This is a genomic window from Lysobacter sp. A378, assembly GCF_054052125.1.
This window is the reverse complement of the sequence record NZ_JBSVRK010000005.1, coordinates 57051-75434: the sequence shown is the minus strand read 5'-3', so window position 1 is coordinate 75434 and position 18384 is coordinate 57051. Positions and strand designations below refer to the sequence as shown.

15 protein-coding genes are annotated in these 18384 nt (G+C 66.0%); 6 read left to right on the top strand and 9 right to left on the bottom strand.

The features are described from left to right. The first annotated feature begins 32 nt into the window (after positions 1 to 32). Positions 33 to 890 carry a LytTR family DNA-binding domain-containing protein gene (locus ACW7G1_RS14420; protein ID WP_456980452.1) on the top strand — a complete coding sequence of 286 codons (858 nt, stop codon included), beginning with the start codon at positions 33 to 35 and terminating at the stop codon, positions 888 to 890. A 109-nt stretch (positions 891 to 999) separates the two neighbouring features. On the opposite strand, the gene ACW7G1_RS14415 is transcribed toward ACW7G1_RS14420, so the two are convergent. Next, on the bottom strand, positions 1000 to 2862 hold the full coding sequence (locus ACW7G1_RS14415; protein WP_456980451.1) for a DUF885 domain-containing protein: 1863 nt from the start codon (positions 2860 to 2862) through the stop codon (positions 1000 to 1002). A gap of 162 nt (positions 2863 to 3024) precedes the next feature. Beyond that, positions 3025 to 3966 (bottom strand): alpha/beta fold hydrolase, encoded by a 942-nt coding sequence (locus tag ACW7G1_RS14410; protein ID WP_456980450.1) that lies wholly within the window; start codon positions 3964 to 3966, stop codon positions 3025 to 3027. 122 nt (positions 3967 to 4088) lie between these two features. On the opposite strand from ACW7G1_RS14410, the gene ACW7G1_RS14405 reads away from it, so the two are divergent. Then, positions 4089 to 4958, top strand: a complete 870-nt coding sequence (locus tag ACW7G1_RS14405; protein WP_456980449.1) for a cupin domain-containing protein — start codon at positions 4089 to 4091, stop codon at positions 4956 to 4958. A 34-nt stretch (positions 4959 to 4992) separates the two neighbouring features. Here the strand turns inward: ACW7G1_RS14405 and ACW7G1_RS14400 are convergent, their stop codons facing one another. The 6 genes from ACW7G1_RS14400 to ACW7G1_RS14375 all read right to left on the bottom strand — a co-directional run bounded on the left by ACW7G1_RS14400 (position 4993) and on the right by ACW7G1_RS14375 (position 11562). Continuing rightward, complete coding sequence (locus tag ACW7G1_RS14400; RefSeq protein WP_456980448.1) at positions 4993 to 5127, bottom strand: hypothetical protein; 135 nt, start codon at positions 5125 to 5127, stop codon at positions 4993 to 4995. Between the two features lie 145 nt (positions 5128 to 5272). Then, positions 5273 to 5842 (bottom strand): GNAT family N-acetyltransferase, encoded by a 570-nt coding sequence (locus ACW7G1_RS14395; protein ID WP_456980447.1) that lies wholly within the window; start codon positions 5840 to 5842, stop codon positions 5273 to 5275. Positions 5843 to 5926: 84 nt separating this feature from the next. Beyond that, the gene (locus tag ACW7G1_RS14390) at positions 5927 to 6184 is read right to left on the bottom strand and encodes a YjhX family toxin (protein ID WP_456980446.1); all 258 of its coding nucleotides are present in this window, start codon (positions 6182 to 6184) and stop codon (positions 5927 to 5929) included. Between the two features lie 115 nt (positions 6185 to 6299). Further along, complete coding sequence (locus ACW7G1_RS14385) at positions 6300 to 6515, bottom strand: alpha/beta fold hydrolase (protein ID WP_456980445.1); 216 nt, start codon at positions 6513 to 6515, stop codon at positions 6300 to 6302. 87 nt (positions 6516 to 6602) lie between these two features. Beyond that, positions 6603 to 8723 (bottom strand): metallophosphoesterase, encoded by a 2121-nt coding sequence (locus ACW7G1_RS14380; protein ID WP_456980444.1) that lies wholly within the window; start codon positions 8721 to 8723, stop codon positions 6603 to 6605. A gap of 40 nt (positions 8724 to 8763) precedes the next feature. Then, complete coding sequence (locus ACW7G1_RS14375) at positions 8764 to 11562, bottom strand: TonB-dependent receptor (protein WP_456980443.1); 2799 nt, start codon at positions 11560 to 11562, stop codon at positions 8764 to 8766. Between the two features lie 269 nt (positions 11563 to 11831). Between ACW7G1_RS14375 and ACW7G1_RS14370 the strand changes: the two genes are divergently transcribed. The 4 genes from ACW7G1_RS14370 (at position 11832) to ACW7G1_RS14355 (ending at position 17532) form a co-directional block, all read left to right on the top strand. Continuing rightward, the gene (locus ACW7G1_RS14370) at positions 11832 to 12776 is read left to right on the top strand and encodes a DegV family protein (protein ID WP_456980442.1); all 945 of its coding nucleotides are present in this window, start codon (positions 11832 to 11834) and stop codon (positions 12774 to 12776) included. 108 nt (positions 12777 to 12884) lie between these two features. Further along, positions 12885 to 16391, top strand: coding sequence for an amidohydrolase family protein (locus ACW7G1_RS14365; RefSeq protein ID WP_456980441.1), 3507 nt, complete (start codon positions 12885 to 12887; stop codon positions 16389 to 16391). Between the two features lie 72 nt (positions 16392 to 16463). Then, complete coding sequence (locus ACW7G1_RS14360) at positions 16464 to 16808, top strand: hypothetical protein (RefSeq protein ID WP_456980440.1); 345 nt, start codon at positions 16464 to 16466, stop codon at positions 16806 to 16808. A gap of 28 nt (positions 16809 to 16836) precedes the next feature. Beyond that, positions 16837 to 17532, top strand: coding sequence for a Dph6-related ATP pyrophosphatase (locus tag ACW7G1_RS14355; RefSeq protein WP_456980439.1), 696 nt, complete (start codon positions 16837 to 16839; stop codon positions 17530 to 17532). Positions 17533 to 17543: 11 nt separating this feature from the next. Here the strand turns inward: ACW7G1_RS14355 and fghA are convergent, their stop codons facing one another. Continuing rightward, on the bottom strand, positions 17544 to 18374 hold the full coding sequence (fghA, locus tag ACW7G1_RS14350; RefSeq protein WP_456980438.1) for an S-formylglutathione hydrolase: 831 nt from the start codon (positions 18372 to 18374) through the stop codon (positions 17544 to 17546). Positions 18375 to 18384: the final 10 nt, after the last annotated feature.

Below are 18384 nucleotides of genomic sequence, written 5' to 3'. Positions count from 1 at the left end.
AGACTCGCCCGTGCCACCGATAAGGAACCCGCGTGAACCCGCAGACCTATCTTCGCCACCGGCGCACCTTCGAGGTTGGCATCTGGATTTTGGTGGCTGCGATCAACTGCGCCGGCAACAGCATCACGACCAGCATCGATTTCGCCAGTTCCGGCCTGGACCTCCCCCGCTGGGTGCCGTGGGTCTGGGAGATCTCCAGCGCCATCACCTGGCTGGCGCTGGTCCCGCTGCTGGTGTGGTTCAACCAGCGCTTTCCCCTGCAACGCGGGGATTTCCGGCGCAGCGTGCCCGCGCACCTGCTGTTCTCGGTGCCGCTCTCACTGCTGCACGTGTCCGGCATGGTCGCATTGCGCGAACTGGCGTACGCCGCCATGGGCAGCGACTACGAGTTCGGCAGCTGGTTCAGTGGCTGGTTCGACGGCTTCGTCTACGAGTACCTGAAGGACGTGCGCAGCTACCTGCTGTTCCTGGCGGTGATCTATCTGTACCGGTTCGTGCTGCGCCGCTGGCAGGGCGAGGCCGGGTTCATCAGCGAGGGCCGCGAGGACGTGGCCGCCGAGCCGGTTACCGACCGCTTCCTGGTGAGGAAGCTCGGTCGCGAGTTCCTGGTCAAGGTCGACCAGATCGACTGGATCGAAGCCTCCGGTAACTACGTGAACCTGCACGTCGGCGAGCGCGTCTACCCGCTGCGCGAGACCATGGCCGGGATCCAGCAGAAGCTCGACGACCGGGGCTTCGCGCGGGTGCACCGCAGTGCCATCGTCAACCTCGACCGGGTCCGCGAGATCGAGCCGTTCGACACCGGCGATGCGCGCGCGCACCTGCTGGGCGGAGGTACGGTGGCGGTGAGCCGGCGCTATCGGCAGGAGCTCAAGGAGAGGCTGGCGTGAGGTCGTCTCTCGACCCGGACGCAAACCGCGGCGCTTGCGAATCAGGGCCCTGGAGACGGCAGCAATCGCGCGCGTCGATTGCTGCCGTTCCCTATTTCTTCTGCGGGCCTCAGGCCTGCTTCTCGTCCTCGATCCACTGGTCGATCTTGCGCTCCAGCAGCGTCAGCGGCAGCGCACCGCCGCCAAGCACAGCGTCGTGGAAGCTGCGGATATCGAAGTCCTCACCCAACTCGGCCTCGGCCTTCGCGCGCAGCTCCTGGATCTTGATCATGCCGATCTTATAGCTGGTCGCCTGGCCCGGCCAGGTGATGTAGCGGCGCACTTCGGCCTGGACCGCCTCCAGCGGAATCGAACTGTTCTCGGCGAAGAACGCCACCGCCTGCTCCTGGGTCCAGCCCTTGGCGTGCATTCCGGTGTCTACCACCAGGCGAATCGCGCGCCACATCTCCGAAGTGAGCCGGCCGTATTCCGAGTACGGGTCGGTGTAGGTGCCGGGCATCTCGCGCGCCAGCCACTCCGAGTACAGGCCCCAGCCTTCCGAGTACGCGCTGAAGCCGGCCTGCTTGCGGAACTCCGGCACGCCTTCCAGCTCCTGCGCGATAGCGATCTGCATGTGGTGGCCCGGCAGGCCCTCGTGGTAGGCGATGACCTCCAGCTCGGTCTTCGGCATCGCGTTCATGTCGGACAAGTGTGCGTAGTACACGCCCGGGCGGCTGCCATCCGGCGTGCTCGGGTAGTAGTGCTGCGCGGCGCCGGCGACCTCGCGGAACGGCTCGACCCGCTTGACCACCAGGTCCGCCTTCGGCAGCAGGCCGAAGTAATTGGGCAACTGCTTCTTGATGGTGTCGATCGCCGCGGTGGCGTCGTCGATGTAGGCCTGGCGGCCGGCGTCGGTGTCGGGATACTTGAACTGCGGGTCGGTGCGGACGAAGTGGAAGAACGCCTTCAGGTCGCCCTCGAAGCCGACGCGCTCCTTTAGCGCCTCCATCTCGCCGCGAATGCGCGCGACCTCGTCCAGGCCGATCTGGTGGACCTGTTCCGGGCTCAGGTCGGTGGTGGTCGACGCCGCCAGGCGCTCGGCGTAGTACGCGGCACCGTCCGGGTGGGTGGTGCCGACGCCCGACGGGTTGACCAGCGCGTTCGGCAGGTCGGCCTTGTACCAGGCGATGACATCGGCAAAGGCCGGCTGCACCGCCTCCACCAGTGCCGCGCGGGCGGTGTCCTTCAGTTCCTGCGCGCGCGCCTCGTCGATCTTGCCGGCCTTCACCAGCGCATCGGCCTTGGCCTGTGCGTCGGCCCACAGCGCGCTGTCCTCGCCATCGGTGAACGGTGCGCCGGTGATGACCTTGCCGGCCTGCTCGATCACGCCTTCATGGGCGAAGCGCGGCGGGCGGATGTCGAGCCCGGCCGAACGCTTGACCTGGTCCATCAACTGCCCGAACGCACGCGGCACCTCGCGCAAGCGCGCGACGTAGGCAGTGTAGTCAGACTCCTCATCCACCTTGTGGAAGTTGATCAGGAAGGTCGGCAGGAACGACTGCGCCCCGCCCATCTGCTCGAACGGATAGTGGTGGTCACTGAAGCGGTCGGCGGCCTTGGCCGCCTCCGTCTGGTACACGAACAGGTCCCACGACAGCTTGGCGTCATCACCCAGCGCGTCGTAATCGAAAGTGGACTTCATCTCCTCGGTCGCCGCGACCTGCCAGGCCAACTGCTTGGCCGCACTCTCGCGCGACATGTCGTCGAGTTCCGAGTAGCGGTCCTTGCGGCCAAGGAACGCCATCCGGATCGGACTGAACTGCAGTTGCTCCTCGTACTTCTGCTCGAACCATTCGTTGAGGCGCGCGTCCGTGGTGGCGGCGCCGGCTTGGGCGGAGGTGGTTTCGGGAGCGGTGGCAGCCGTGGGCGCGCCGGGCGAGCAGGCGACGCACAGGGCCAGGGTGAGGGCGGATACGACGAGGGTGCGGCGCATAGGATCTCCGGACTGAAGCGGGAGCGGCGCCCCCGGAAGGCTGATCATGCCGTAAACGATGCCGCCGGCGCAGTGTGCCGAAAGACCCGGGCAGTGCGACGTAGCGCCCCAAAATGCAAAGAACCGGCCGTGCATGGTGCACGGCCGGTTCCTCGCCTCCGCTTACTTTTCGAGGAAGTCGAGCAGGTCCTGGTTCAACCGGGCCTTGTGGGTGTCGGTCAGGCCGTGCGGCGCACCCGGGTAGACAATCAAGCGCGCACCGTCGATCAACCGGGCCGCGGCGCGCCCGGAGCCTTCAATCGGAACGATCTGATCGTCATCGCCATGGATGATCAGGGTCGGCACGTCGAAGCGCTTGAGGTCCTGGGTGAAGTCGGTGGCCGAGAACGCGGCGATCGAGTCGTAGGTGTTCTTGTGGCCGGCCTGCATGCCCTGCGCCCAGAACGAGTTGATCAGGCCCTGTGAAGCTTCCGCGCCGGGACGGTTGAAGCCGAAGAACGGGCCGGACGCGATATCGAGGTAAAGCTGCGAGCGGTTGGCCAGCGACGCTTCGCGCATGCCGTCGAACACCTCGATCGGCACCCCGCCCGGGTTGGCCGCAGTCTTGAGCATGAGCGGCGGGACCGAGCTGACCAGCACCGCCTTCTTGACCCGGTCGGTGCCGTGGCGGCCGATGTAACGGGCGACCTCGCCGCCGCCGGTCGAGAAGCCGACCACGGTCACGTCGTCCAGATCCAGGGTATCGATCACCGTGGCCAGGTCGTCGGCGTACTGGTCCATCTCGTTGCCGTCCCACGGCTGGCTGGAGCGGCCGTGACCGCGGCGGTCGTGGGCGACGACACGATAGCCCTTGGAGGCGAGGAACAGCATCTGCGATTCCCAGCTGTCGGAGTTGAGCGGCCAGCCGTGGCTGAAGGTGACCACCGGGCCGTCCTTCGGGCCCCAGTCCTTGTAATACAACTGGACGCCATCCGGCGTGCTGATGTAGCTGCCAGTCTGGGTGGTGGCGTCGGCGGTGGGCTGCACGGCCTGGGACGCAGCGGCAGGGCCGGCAGCAACGACAACGGCCATGGCGGCGGCGAGGGTGCGGGCAATGGTATGCATGATGAGCTCCTGATCAAAGTCTTCCGGCGGAAATGCCGATGCCTCGTGGCAAGGTCTATGTTGCACGCGCGGCCAGGACTTAAAGCAACGTATAGTCCTTAATAATTGATTGAGAGTATCAAATGGCAGTCGACCGCCTTGAAGCGCTGCTGGCGCATTTTTCCGTCACCGCGCAGGTGTTCCATGCTGGCGCGCTGTGCGGCATCAACGACCTGCTGCCCGAAGGGGACACCGGCCAGTTGCACTTGATCCGAAGCGGTCCGGTGGACGTCATCCATGGTGGCTCGGTCGCGCAACGGGTCACCGTACCCAGCCTGCTGCTGTATCCGCGGCCGATGGCGCACCGGTTTTCCACCGACCCCGAGCGCGGGGCCGACTTCGCCTGCGCGAACCTGTCGTTCGAGGGTGGTGGTGGCAATCCGATCGTCGCCGCGCTTCCTGCCTTCACTTGCCTGCCGCTGGCCAAAATCGACGGCGCCGCCAGCGTGCTCGGGCTGCTGTTCGAGGAAGCCTTCGCGCATCGCTGCGGCCGCCAGGCCCTGGTGAATCGGCTTTTCGAGGTGGTATTGATCCAGGTCCTGCGCCAACTGATGGAAAGTGGGCAAACGCAGGTCGGCATGCTCGCCGGTCTCGCTGACACCCGGCTACGCCGCGCACTGGTGGCGATGCACGAGCAACCCGCACGCGAATGGTCACTGGAAAGCCTGGCCGACAGCGCCGGCATGTCGCGCAGTGTATTCGCCAACAGCTTTCGCGAAACGGTGGGCTGCACGCCCGGCGCCTACCTCCAGCAATGGCGCATCGGCCTGGCCCGGCAGGCGCTGCGCAAAGGGCGCCCGCTCAAGCTGATCGCCAGCGAGGTCGGCTACGGCAGCGAGGCCGCGCTGTCACGGGCATTCAAGTCGGTGCTCGGGGTGTCGCCGAGGGGGTGGCGACGCGTCAATGAGCAAGACGATGGCTTCAATGCCAACTCCACGGGGGGATCACCGTAGGGGACGACGGGGCACATGTGTGTCAGTTTCATGCCTACGCCCTCTCGATGCCCGGCTTTCCGTGCTCAGTCACCAGCCTGGCGATGACCGACTTGTTGCCGCCGGCAACGCAGACCTTGTCGATGGCGACGACACTGGTGCGCCATTCGTCGCGACTGATGTCGAGCAACTGGCCCGCTTCGGGTCGAAACCAGATTCCACCCGATCAGCACCAGCAGCTCGTTCAGCCGGGACGGAACGGCGGCTCACTACGACCGCACGCGTAGACAAGCTGCGGGACGCGGGACGCGACCCGCAGCCGGTGACGCCAGCGACTACGACGTGGCAACAAACGCCGTGTGATACGACACCTCAGCGTGTGGGACATCGGGGCCGAAAGGTAAGGCCTGAAAGTACTCCGCCGGTACGCCGGGCAACACCAGTCCTGGCCAGACTTTGAACCCGAAGCGCGAGTAGTAGGCGGGATCCCCGAGTAGTACGCAACCTGCACTGTGCAGCTGCCGCAGTCGCTCCAGCGCAGTGTTTACCAGCGCGGATCCGACTCCCTGCTTCTGCCACTGCGGGTGGACCGACAGTGGCCCCAGGCCGTGCCATCCGGTTTCTCCCGTCGAAAGGCTGACGGGGGAAACCGCGACATGTCCGATCAGTCCGGGACCGCTGGCCGCGACCAGCGAAACCGTCAACTGACCTGCACGACGGAGTGCCTCGACGATGAACTGCTCGGTGTGGCTCGAGTACGTCTCGCGCATGAAGGCCACCTGGGTCAGCAGACCGATGGCATCGGCTTCCTTTGCTGCCTCGTCGCGGATGGTCACGCCGGCTTCGAAGAGGGCCTGCGGCTGCACGATGTTGGAGGTGTGGTTTGGGGTGTGGTTTGACGTCATGGAATAGCTCTCAGTTGATGTCCGCCGAGCGCCTGTGAGGTTCGCTCACGAACCATCACGCCGACGCATGGGCGGTTGTGGTGGTTACCGGTTGTCGAGCTGCGGCCTGACCGCTTTCAGGCCCGCCGCATTGATGCGGTAGGGCTGGCCGGAGACGGACCTGATGAGGCGCCTGGACCTGAGCTTCTTGAAGACAGCCAACGTGCAATCGACGAGCAGGTACCCGTCGGCGGAGTAACACTCCACCGTGGTGACGCGTCCCGACGTATCGCGGCCGTAGACAATGGCGCCGCCTTTCGCGAGCACATGCAGTGCCCGCTGTTCCGATCTGGAGATGTTCATTGGGTGCTGGACTCATCCGGAATGGGCAAAACCAGCGGACACATAGTGCCCACTGAAGGATTCGCGCATTGATAACCGGCCAACCTTGGAAGGTCGGAGCGCGGTTATCGGACGGTCACAAGCTCCAACATGAAACCCTCTTCTGGACGACCTTCAGGCCGTCGATCAGGAAGGCACAGTTAGCCATACCGGTCGACCGCTGGTCAACGAAATAGCTGCCGACCTTGAGTTGGCGGCTAACAGGAGTCCCCAACGGACGGAAGAACGCGCGGATTTCTTCCGCCAGGAGCTGCGGCTGTTCCATGGCAGCGAAGTGCCCGCCTTTGGGCATAGGCGTCCACCTTTTGACATCGAACACCCGCTCGACCCACGAGGTGCTTTGTTCGGCCGAAGAGCGCGTCAAACAGATCCGAACGCATCACCGCCAGAACGGCGAGGGATTGTCCGACAGGTCGATCAGTTCGTTGCTCGTCAGGTCCAACCGGACATGCTCGGACGGCGGGCCCGCGGCGAGCTTGAGCAGGATCGCCATCAACGGCTTGAAACGCGCCTGCACCACGTCGCCGATTGTGTTGGCGTTGCTGACGCTCGCGCCGCGCATCACCAGTGTCGCATCGGTTTGCTGCAAGGCCCGGGCGAGCAGTTGGTAGTGGGCCGCGCGCTCGGTGGAGATGTCGGCAAACGCGAGATCGCCTGCATTGGCCAGGCGCACGAAGTCACCGACCATTTCGAGTGCCTGCCACCGGGCGAAATCCTCCAGCGGCATGCCGTCTGCCTGCGCCAGCGCACGCGCCTTGGTTTCCGCGGCGGCGAAGTCGGCTGCGAACGCGGGATTGCCCGCACCGCTTCCGCCCGCGTCGGACAGGCAATCGAAGAACTCCGTCGAAAGCTCAGCGCGCGCGCCGGTGTTGGCCAGTTCCTTCAGCGTGACCTCGGTCTGCAGCTGTGACAGCACGAGCAGGTCGGCCCCAGTCAGCGGACTTTTGACGAGCTCGCGCATATCGCAATGCCAATCGTCGTTCAACAGGCGCAGGCGCACCAGCTCGGTCATGTAGCGATGGGTGAAATCGCCATAGCTCGTCGCGTCCAGGATGGAGAGGTTCCATAGCGCGGGCTGCGTGTAGGCATGCTCGGCGCGATAGAGGTCGAACAGTTCGTCGAAGCGCGGCACCTCGTCCAGCCGGACGGTCTCGACCTCGATCTGGTCGGTGCGGTCGAGCGTCATCAGTTTGTAGGCCGGCACATACGCGGCCAGGGACGGCGCCTGGATGTTGAACAGCGCGGTACCACCGCCATAGTCGCGCACGGCCGTGTCGTTGAAATGCATGTGGCCGCCGACGTGCACCTTCAGGCCGGTTTCGGCCAGCGCGCGGGTCGTGTCTTCGGCGGGACGGCGCACCAGTTGCATCGCATCCGCGCCGAGCAGCGCCTCGATATCGTCCGAGGCGCCGTTGTAGAACTCCGCCATCGGGAAGTGGCTGAATGCGATCACCTGCTTGCCCCGGGCTTCGCCGCGGGCCACGACACTGCGCAACCACTCGACCACCTGCGGCTTGTGGCGGAGCATCGCGTTGTAGCCCTGGTTGCCCGAGCCGGTGAAGTCGTTGCGGCCGGGGCCGGTTGGTACATAAACGTTGGCGTCCAGGCCCACCAGCCAGACACCTTCGACCGGCTCCACCACGTACGAGGTATCGGTGACCGTCTTGCAGAAGGTTTGGCAGATCTCGTACTGGCGGTTCGCCCAGCTGGCCTGCTCCAGCGCCGTCGGGTAGTCGTAATCGTCGTAGGTGTAGCTGCTGTACGGCGTCTCGTAGTAGAGGTACTGCGGCTTCGGCATGAAGCCATGCTGCGCCAGCATCTGCGTGATGCCCGCGTAGCCCAGGTGCCGAACTTCCTGCGTGCAGTAGCTCGCGCCTAACCTGGCCCACTCGCCCACGTACGGCGCGCTGCTGCAGTCGGTATTGCCACCGCGGCTGTAGATGGGCTGCGGAAAACCCACCTCGCCAGTGGCGGGATCGACGCCGAGGTAGTCGTCCTTCCCGCCAGCCTGGTCGAATGGACGGACGGGATCGTGGTTGCCCGGTGCGGCAAAGAACTCGATGCCGTGCCGGGCCGAGTACTCGTCCATGAGCCGGGCGAGTCCGCGCATGTGGACCGGCTGGCCGTCGTCAGAAAAGTCACCGGGCAGCGCGATGTACTTCACACCGCGTGCCGCCGCGTCGTCCAGCGCAGCGATGAACGCGAAGTAGTTCTCGTTGAACAGGCGCGTGGACGTCAGCTGCGCCTGCATGGTGCGGATGGTGGCGTTGCGTCCGTTGCGGGGGTTGCGCACCCCCGGGAAGGACCCGTCCTGGAACTCCGCGTAGACATCGTGAAAGTGGATGTCCGGCATGAAGGCGATCCGGACCGGCGCGCGGACGGGCGCGGACGTCGGTGGCGCGGCGTCCGCACGTACCGCCGGCAGGCCGCCGTGGCTGGCGGCACAGGCCACCAGCAGTCCGGCCAGCGCCGGCACCGCCAGCGCGCGGCCGACGGACATCCGCGCCCTCATCGACTCATCGCCACGCGTGACTGCCGGCTCAGAAATCGACCCGGACACCCAGGCTGAGGCGGCGGCCGGACAACTCGTGCATCGTCGGGAACGACGGGTCCATGGTGTAGCCGGTCGTCTCCTCGTCGGTGATGTTGATGCCCTTCAGGCTGAGCTTGACGTTGTCGGTGATCCAATAGCCGACCGAGATATCGGTCTGGCCGTAGGCATCGCGGTAGATCGGATACATGTTGTAGCCGAGGCTCTCGACGTACTCGTCCTTGTAGTTGTAGGACACGCGCGCGTCGAAGCGCGCGTTATCGTAGTACAGGGTCAGGTTGTAGGTCTCCTCGGCCAGACCCGGCATCGGCGTCTTGATGCCGAGCGCCGACTCGCCGGCGAGCGAGCTGTCCAGCGAGGTGTAGTTGGCGTTGATGCCGAAGCCTTCCAGCGAGTGGTGCAGCATGCTCAACGGCAACTGCGCGATCAGTTCGAAGCCGTCGACATCGTAGGAGCCGCTGGCGTTCACCGGCTGGTACACGTCGAAGTCGTAGTAGCCGGCGAGCGTGCCGTTGGCGTTGTACACCGCCACGTCCGGGACCACCCCGGTCAGCGCGTTGATGACCACGCCGTCGATCTTCTTCTGGAAGTACGACGCTGCCAGCAGGCCACCGTTGTCCAGGTATTTCTCCAGGCCGACGTCCCACTGCTCGGCCGAGGTCGGCGCCAGGTTGGGGTTGCCGTCGGTGAAGCGGAACGAGCTCCAGCTTGCGGTGCGCTTGTAGGCCAGGTCGCTCAGAGCCGGACGCATCATCGCCTCGGACGCGGCGGCGCGCAGCAGCAGGCCGTCGGACAGCTCGGCGGTCATGTTCAGGCTGGGCAGCACGTCCGAGTAGTCGCCCTTCTGCGACACCGGGTCCTCGGTGAAGCCCGGCGTGCCGTCGGGGTTCTGGATCGGGTGGTAGCCGAAAGACACCACCGAGGTGTCGACGTAGCGCGCACCGGCGTTGATGAATATCGGGATCCTGCCGAGGTCGAAGTTGAAGTCGGCCATCGCGTACAGGGCGGTCGCTTCCTCGTCGACGCGGTAGTACTCGCCCTCGTCGAACGGCGTGGAGAAGCCGGGGTAGCGGAAGGTGGCCCGCGCGTAGTCATTGGACACCTGCTTCCAGGCCAGGTCGCGCGCCTCGTACTTCCCGCCCGGAACGATGTCGGTCACCCACTCCAGCTCGCTGTCGGCCAGGGTACGGTCGCCGGCCCATGACTCATCGCCCGCGCCCGGTCCCTTGATGTTGCGTTCGCCGCGATTGCGCTCTTTCGACTTGTCGGTGTAACGGGCACCGAACTGCACGTTGTGCAGCGCCGGGAAGAACGCCAGGTCCAGCGTCTTGCGGAAGTTCACCTGCGCGGCGTACTTGTCGTCGCTCACCTTTTCCAGGCTGGTCTCGTACGCCTCGAACAGGTAGCTCTCCGGCGCGTCGTACATGTCGATGGTGGCCGGGTCACCGCTGGTGATCGTCTCGCCGCCGGTGTCGGTCCAACGCGTGCGCGAAGGCGCATAGGCCACGTGCTTCAGGTTGGCGTGGTCCAGGGTCTTTTCCGCACCGGAATAGCCGAGCAGGCCATCGACGGTCCAGCTGTCGCCCTTCCAGTCCAGCGCCACGCTGTACTGGCCGAAGTCGCTCTTGTTGATGCGCTCCTTGCTCAGGAACTCGTGCTGGGTGGCGGTGTAGGACACGTCACGCAACACCACCATGCCGTACTGGTCCAGGGTGATGGCGTCGTACTCGTGGATGGTGTCCAGCGTGCTGCGGCTGGAGGCCGAGTAGGCCGCGGCGTCGTACTCGTCCTCGGTGGTGTCGTAGCCGCCGACCATGGCGTCGAAGGTCAGGCTGAAGTCGCTGCTGGGCCGGTACTGCAGCGCCGCGGTGGCGCCCCACTTGTCCTGCTCGTTGACGTAGATGCGGTCGCCGACCTTGTCCTGGAAGATGATGAGGTTGGTTTCGTCGCTGTTGTTCGGCTCCTGCACGACGATCCCGGCATCGCGCTCCAGCACCGACGCCGCCTGCGCGCTGCGGTCGCCGCCGGCACCCAGGAAGCGCGACATCGGGCGGAAGTTGATGCCCGAGTTGGAGTCGGTGCGGTTGGTGCGCTCGGCCTTGGAGAACGACACCAGCGCGCCCCAGTCGCCCCAGGTGTCGCTGGCCAGGAACGAGTACTTGGGATCGGTCTCGCCGGAGATGGAGTTGTGCGCACCTTCCGCGGAGAACGCCAGCTTGCGCTCGCTGTAGTCGAACGGACGCGCGGTGGAGATCTTGACCGAACCGGCGATACCGCCTTCCTCGTCGGAGGCGATGGGCGACTTCTGCACCGTGACCTGCTGGATGATCTCCGAGGCAAAGATGTCGAACTCGACGTCGCGCCCGCCGCTGCCCGAGGCCGTCGCCAGGTCGTTGATCGATACGTGGGTGTAGTCGGACGGCAGGCCGCGGACGTTGACCGCGGTGCCCAGGCCCTTGTTGCGCTCGATGGTCACGCCGGGCATGCGCTGCAACGCCTCGGCCAGGTTCTGCTCGGGGAAGTCGACCACGTCGGTGGCGACGATCGAGTCCGAGATGCCGATGTTGCTGCGCTTGATATCCACCGCCTGCTCGAGGCTGCGGCTGTAGCTGCCGGTCACCTGGACGGCGTCGAGTTCGGTGGGCTCGGCCGGGGCGTCCGACTCGCTCTGGGCCAGGGCCTGCAGCGGCATCGATGCCATTCCGGCGATCAGCAGGCCGTGGATGATCCGGCTCAGCGGCCTGGGTTGCGGCGCGAAAACGCGGGTGGACCGATTGCGATGCGACATGCTGTTCTCGTGATTGAAAGGGGTCCGCTGCAGCGGCGCACCGACCCAACCATCGAGGGCGGGGATCAGCTCGTCATCGCTGAGCCCGCATAGGCTACGAAGGGAATGTTACGTTAGGATTTCGTAAAGATGCGTGGACCGCCAACAGCCAGAAGCGGACAAGCTGCGCGTCGGACTGACACCACGGACTGACACCACGCACGACCACCCCAGCGGCGCTATGCTGCAAGTGTTTTGTGACGCCGTCGTCACTTCCTTCAGGGGGATTCATGCGCATTGGACTGGTTGTCGACTCGGCCTGCGACTTGCCACTGGAATACCTGCAGCAACACGACGTGACGATCCTGCCGATCACGGTGCGGATCGGGGAGGCGGTGCTGGCCGATCACCGCAACGAGCAGGCGACGCTGGAGTTCCTGCACGCGCACGTCGCCGAGGGCGGCGCCGAGGCCGAGACCATGCCGTTCACGGTGCAGCAGATCCAGGAGCTGTTCCTGGGCAGGATGGTGATCGACTACGACTACGTGTTCTGCATGACCATCACCAAGAGCCGCAGCCCGATCTTCGACAACGCCCAGCAGGCCGGCTTCGCGATCCTCAATGACTACAAGGCCACGCGCGCCGCAGCTGGCAACAACACGCCGTTCGCTTTGCGCGTGATCGACACCCAGAACCTGTTCGCCGCGCAGGGCATTACCGCGGTCGAGGCGGTGCGGTTACGCGATGCCGGCGAGGGCGCGCCGAAGATCCGCGCACGGTTGGAAAACCTCGCCCTGCACACCCACGGCTACCTGGTGCCGCGCGACCTGTACTACCTGCGCGCCCGGGCCCGCAAGAAGGGCGATCGCAGCGTCGGCCTGCTCAGCGCCGCGCTGGGCAGCGCGCTCGACATCAAGCCGGTGCTGCATTGCAACCGTGGCGAGACTGGCCCGGCAGCCAAGATCAAGGGCTTCGAGGCGGCGGTGGAAAAGGTGTTCGCCGGCACCATCAAGCGCATCCAGACCGGCTTGATGACCCCGACAGTGTGCCTTAGCTATGGCGGCGAACTCGACGAAATGCGCCAGTTGCCGGGCTATGGCGAGTTGCGCGCGGCCTGCGCCGCCAACAACATCGAGGTGTTCGAAAGCGTGATGAGCCTGACCGGTATGGTCAATGTCGGCAAGGGCGCGGTGGTAGTGGGCTTCGCGTCCGAGGGCGGCATCCGCTTCGACTAGTCTGGGTGGCCGGTCACACGGCCACGCCTCGATCCGGGACTATCAGCCTACGACCGCGCGTCGGATGCAGGCTAGGCTGCACGATTCGTCCGCCATGCGTGCCTGTCCATGACCCCTCGCCTGCTTGTCCTTGCGCTGTCCAGCGTGCTGTCCGCGTCCCTCGCCCTGCCCGTGCTGGCGCAGGACCCGCCGCCGAAGCCGCCGCAACCGGCACCGCAGCCCGCCCCGCAACCGACGCCGACTCCGCCGCTGGATCGCGACACCAGCGACACCGCTGAGGATCCGGTGCAACTGGAGCAGGACGCGCTCGACCCGGTCGGCACCGACCCCGCGCAGGCCGCGCCCGACGCCGCCAAGGGCAGGACCCAGCGCGATGGCGAGGACGAAGAAGCAGAGAAATGGGACATCACCGCCGCGCACGGCCCGACCAGGACGGTGCGCTTCAGCACCGATGAAGGCACCTGGATGGATGTCGATGTCGCCCCCGATGGCAACGAGCTGGTGTTCTCGCTGCTGGGCGACCTGTACCGCCTGCCCATCGGTGGCGGCACGGCGCAGCGCATCACCAGCGGTCCGGCGTGGGACGTGCAGCCACGCTATTCGCCCGACGGCGCCGAGTTCGCCTTCACCTCCGACCGCGGCGGCGGCAACAACCTGTGGCGCATTGATACCGACGGCAGCGACCCGGTGCAGGTCACGCAGGAAGACTTCCGTCTGCTCAACAATCCGGCGTGGACCCCGGACGGCCGTTTCATCATCGGCCGCAAGCACTTCACCTCCGAGCGCTCACTGGGCGCCGGCGAGCTGTGGATGTACCACGTCAGCGGCGGCAAGGAAGGCCTGCAGCTGACCGAGCGCAAGAACGACCAGCAGGATCTCGGCGAGCCGGCGGTGTCGCCCGACGGCCGCTACGTGTATTACTCCGAGGATGTCAGCGACGGCGGCGCGTTCAATTACAACCGCGACCCGCATGGGGTGATCTACGCGATCAAGCGGCTCGACCGCCAGACCGGCAAGACCGACACCCTGCTCGCGACTCCCGGTGGCGCGGTGCGGCCGCAGCCCTCGCCCGACGGCAAGTCACTGGCGTTCGTCAAGCGCGTGCGCGACAAGTCGGTGCTGCACGTGCTCGACCTGGCCAGCGGCGAGGTGCGACCGGTGTGGGACGGCCTCAGCCACGACCAGCAGGAAGCCTGGGCGATCTTCGGCCCGTACACCGGCTTCGACTGGATGCCCGACTCCAGGTCCGTGGTGCTGTGGGCGCAGGGCAAGCTGTGGCGGATCGCGATGCCGGGCGGCCAGGCGACCGAAATTCCGTTCACCGCGCAGATCGAACAGACCGTGACCGAGCCGCTGCGCTTCGAGCAGGTCATCGACGAGGGCCGCTTCGCGCCGAAGATGATCCGCGACGTCGCCACCTCGGCCGATGGCGAGACGCTGGTGTTCCACGCGCTCGGCAAGCTGTGGCACAAGTCGCTGCCGGGCGGCGAGCCCAAACGCCTGACCGGCAACGAGGGCCTGTACGAATACGAGCCCAGCTTCAGCGCCGACGGCGGCAAGCTGCTCTACACCACCTGGTCGGACGCGGCGTTGGGCGCGATCTACGTGCGCAACGCCAACGGTTCCGGCAAGGGCACCCGCCTGACCGACGAGAAGGGTTTCTATTACAACCCGCGGTTCTCGCCCGACGGCAAGCGCATCGTCTACTCCAAGACCGGCGGCAGCGGCCTGACCGGCAGCCTGTGGTCGGTTGATCGGGGCGTTTACGTGATGCCTGCAGGCGGCGGCGAGCCGGTGCGGGTCGCCGAGAAGGGCAGCGCGCCGCAGTTCAACGACGACGGCAGCCGCGTGCTGTACCTGACCGGCGGCGGTCTGGAGAAGAAGTTGATGTCGGTCGGCCTGCACGGCGAGGACCCGCGCGAGGTGTTCAACCTCAAGTACGTCGACGCGGTGCAGGTCAGCCCGGACGGCAAGTGGGTCGCGTTCACCGAGTTGTTCAACGCCTATGTCGCACCGATGGTGTCGACCGGCAAGCCGATCGAACTGGGCAAGGATTCCAAGGCAATCCCGGTAACGCCGGTCAGCGCCGATGTCGGCAGCTACCTGCACTGGGCAGCCGACTCGGAATCGTTGCATTGGATGGTCGGCGACAGGTACCACTCGCGCAGGCTCGATGAGAGCGTCGCATTCCTGCCCGGCGCGCCGACGGAGATCCCCGCACCGGTCCACGGCGGCGGCATCGCGGTCGGGCTGACCGTGCCGATCGACGCGCCCGACGAACTGGTCGCGTTCACCAACGCTCGGATCATCACCATGCGCGATGCGGAGGATTCCGAGGACGTCATCGAGAACGGCACCATCGTGCTGCGCGGTGACGAGATCGTCGCGGTCGGCACCAGCGATGCGGTGCAGGTGCCGGCCGGCGCCAACGTCATCGATGCGACCGGCAAGACCATCCTGCCCGGTTACATCGACGTCCACGCCCACGCCGCGCACTTCGGCCAGGGGGTCGTGCCGCAGGAAAACTGGGCGTACTACACCAACCTCGCGTTCGGCATCACCTCGATGCACGACCCGTCGGCGACCACCGAGTTCGTGTTCTCGGAGGCCGAGTTGCAGAAGGCCGGCAAGATGGTCGGCCCGCGGATCTTCTCGACCGGCACGATCCTGTACGGCGCCGATGGCGACTTCAAGGCGGAGGTGAACTCGCTCGACGACGCCCGCAGCCACCTGCGCCGGATGAAGGCCAACGGCGCGTTCTCGGTCAAGAGCTACAACCAGCCGCGCCGCGAGCAACGCCAGCAGATCAACACCGCCGCAAGGGAGCTGGGCATGCTGGTGGTCGAGGAAGGCGGTTCGACCTTCCACCACAACATGACCATGATCCTCGACGGCGTCACCGGCATCGAGCACAACATCCCGGTCGCGCCGCTGTACAAGGACGTGGTCGAGCTGTGGTCGCAGACCGACGTGCGCAACACCCCGACCCTGGTGGTCAGCTACGGCGGCCTGTCGGGCGAGTACTGGTGGTACGCGCGCGACAACGTGTGGGAGAACGACAAGCTCAACCGCTTCTTCCCGCGCGAGACGCTGGATGCGCGCAGCATCCGCCGCGAGACCGCGCCGGACTGGGACTATCACCACGTCGATGTGGCCAAGGCCGCCAAGGTCCTGCGCGATGCCGGCGTCGGCATCCAGATCGGCGGCCACGGCCAGTTGCAGGGCCTGAGCGCCAACTGGGAGATCTGGCTGCTGACCCACGGCGGCTTCAGCAATTTCGAGGCCTTGCGCGCGGCCACCATCGATGGTGCCGACTACCTCGGGCTGGACGGCGACATCGGTTCGCTGGAAGTCGGCAAGCAGGCCGACCTGGTGGTGCTCAACAGCAACCCGCTGGAGGACATCCGCGCCACCATCGATACCCGTTACGTGATGGTCGACGGTCGGTTGTTCGATGTCGACGCCGACATGGCCGAGATCGGCAACGACCAGACCCCGGAGCCGAATTTCTACTGGCAGCGCCACCGCGACGGCCAGACCTTCGGCACCGAATTCGGTCCTACCGCGGTCTGCCATTGTCCCAAGGGCCACGGCGCGCACGTGCACCTGGATTGAACCGACGGCGTGATTTCACGAAGACCCAATGCCGTCGCGACTAGGCTGTCATCCACCGCTGAAGGAGGCTGCATGGCCACTCGTTACTACATCACCTTGCCCGACGGGGCCCGTGCCCGCGGTGCTGATCCGGACCTGTCGTTCACCGCACACAGCGGCCCCGGCTTCGCCGCGGAGCTGCAGGACGCACTGCGCAGCAATGCCTTGTTCGAGCGTTGGCGCCGCAAGCAGGACCAGCCCGACGAGGTCGACCGCTCCCTTGCCGCGACCGACCCCGGGGCGACCGTGGAAGGTGCCCAGGATGACTTGCACATCGACCTGGTGGTCACCACGTCCATCCCCGGCAACGTGCTCAAACAACGTTTGCGACTGCTGGCCGGCAGCGCCTGGGAACTGCGCGACGTGACCGCCGCTTGAGCCCGCGCGCCACGCCGCTACCGTACGCATGAAAAAGGACCTCCTGCTCGCCTGGAGCGGCGGCAAGGACGCGGCCTGGGCGCTGCACCATCTGCGCCAGCGCGACGATGTCCGCGTTGTCGGCTTGCTGACCACGCTCAACGGGGACTTCGATCGCGTCGCCATGCATGGCATCCGCCGGGATGTGCTTTACGCGCAGGTCGCCGCCGTGGGGTTGCCGTTGCTGGAGTCGGTGATCCCGCACGGCGGCGACAACGACACCTACGAGGCGGCCTTCGCCGCAACCCTGGCGGCCGCGCGCGAACGCTGGCCCGGCATCGACACCATCGCCTTCGGCGACCTGTTGCTGGCCGATGTACGTGCCTGGCGAGAGGCATTGTGCGATCGCCATGGCTGGCGGATCGAGACCCCGCTGTTCGGCGCCGATACCGCTTCCCTGGCCCGGGAGATGATCGCCGGCGGCCTGCGCACCCGTCTTTGTTGCGTGGATACCCAACAACTCGACGCCGGCTTCAGCGGTCGATCACTCGATGCGTCATTGCTGGCCGAGCTACCCGACCGCTGCGACCCTTGCGGCGAGAACGGCGAGTTCCACACCCTGGTTCACGATGGCCCGATGTTCGCCACGGCACTGCGCCTGGGACAAGGGGAAACCGTGTTGCGTGACGGCCGGTTCGCGTTTACCGATTTCCATCTGGCGAACCCGGCGCAACCGCTGCTCTGAACCCCGGCGGCTCAGCCCTTCAGCGCCTTCGCGTGGTAGGCGATGTGCTCGCCGATGAAGCTGGCGATGAAGTAGTAGCTGTGGTCATAACCGGGCTGCAGGCGCAGCGTCAACGGATGGCCGGCGGCTTCGCAGGCGGCACGCAGCAGTTCGGGTTTGAGCTCGGTCTGGAGGAAGTCGTCGGCATCGCCCTGGTCGATCAACAACGGCAGACGTTCGCCGGCGCCGGCAATCAGCGCGCTGGCGTCCCACTGCTTCCATTGTTCGCGGTCGTCGCCGAGATAGTTGCTGAAGGCCTTCTCGCCCCACGGCACCTGGCTGGGCGCACCGATGGGCGCGAACGCCGATACGCTGCGGTACATGCCGGGATTGCGCAACGCGATCACCAGTGCGCCGTGGCCACCCATCGAATGGCCACTGATCGCCCGCGCCGTAGTGGTTGGAAAATGCGAATCCACCAGCGCCGGCAGTTCCTGCACCAGATAGTCATACATCCGGTACTGCGCCGCCCACGGCTCGCGGGTGGCGTTGAGGTAGAAGCTCGCCCCCTGGCCGAGGTCGTAGGCCTCGTCGTCGGCGACACCCTCGCCACGCGGACTGGTGTCGGGGGCGACCAGGATCACGCCATGCTGCGCGGCGTACTCCTGGGCACCGGCCTTGGTGATGAAGTTCTGCTCATTGCAGGTCAGCCCCGACAGCCAGTACAGCACCGGGCACGGGCCCTGCCTTGCCTGTGGCGGCAGGTAGACCGCGAATTTCATGTCGCAGCCCAGCGTGCTGGAGGCGTGTTGCCAGACTTCCTGACTGCCGCCGAAGCATGCGTGTTGTTCGATACGTTGCATGTGCGCTCCC

Bases quoted from the DNA above. Each gene is read 5' to 3' on its own strand.
- ACW7G1_RS14410 (WP_456980450.1), bottom strand. From the start codon at position 3,966: ATGCATACCATTGCCCGCACCCTCGCCGCCGCCATGGCCGTTGTCGTT.
- ACW7G1_RS14355 (WP_456980439.1), top strand. From the start codon at position 16,837: ATGAAAAAGGACCTCCTGCTCGCCTGGAGCGGCGGCAAGGACGCGGCC.
- fghA (WP_456980438.1), bottom strand. From the start codon at position 18,374: ATGCAACGTATCGAACAACACGCATGCTTCGGCGGCAGTCAGGAAGTC.
- ACW7G1_RS14370 (WP_456980442.1), top strand. From the start codon at position 11,832: ATGCGCATTGGACTGGTTGTCGACTCGGCCTGCGACTTGCCACTGGAA.
- ACW7G1_RS14405 (WP_456980449.1), top strand. From the start codon at position 4,089: ATGGCAGTCGACCGCCTTGAAGCGCTGCTGGCGCATTTTTCCGTCACC.
- ACW7G1_RS14390 (WP_456980446.1), bottom strand. From the start codon at position 6,184: ATGAACATCTCCAGATCGGAACAGCGGGCACTGCATGTGCTCGCGAAA.
- ACW7G1_RS14415 (WP_456980451.1), bottom strand. From the start codon at position 2,862: ATGCGCCGCACCCTCGTCGTATCCGCCCTCACCCTGGCCCTGTGCGTC.
- ACW7G1_RS14360 (WP_456980440.1), top strand. From the start codon at position 16,464: ATGGCCACTCGTTACTACATCACCTTGCCCGACGGGGCCCGTGCCCGC.
- ACW7G1_RS14365 (WP_456980441.1), top strand. From the start codon at position 12,885: ATGACCCCTCGCCTGCTTGTCCTTGCGCTGTCCAGCGTGCTGTCCGCG.
- ACW7G1_RS14395 (WP_456980447.1), bottom strand. From the start codon at position 5,842: ATGACGTCAAACCACACCCCAAACCACACCTCCAACATCGTGCAGCCG.
- ACW7G1_RS14380 (WP_456980444.1), bottom strand. From the start codon at position 8,723: ATGTCCGTCGGCCGCGCGCTGGCGGTGCCGGCGCTGGCCGGACTGCTG.
- ACW7G1_RS14385 (WP_456980445.1), bottom strand. From the start codon at position 6,515: ATGCCCAAAGGCGGGCACTTCGCTGCCATGGAACAGCCGCAGCTCCTG.
- ACW7G1_RS14375 (WP_456980443.1), bottom strand. From the start codon at position 11,562: ATGTCGCATCGCAATCGGTCCACCCGCGTTTTCGCGCCGCAACCCAGG.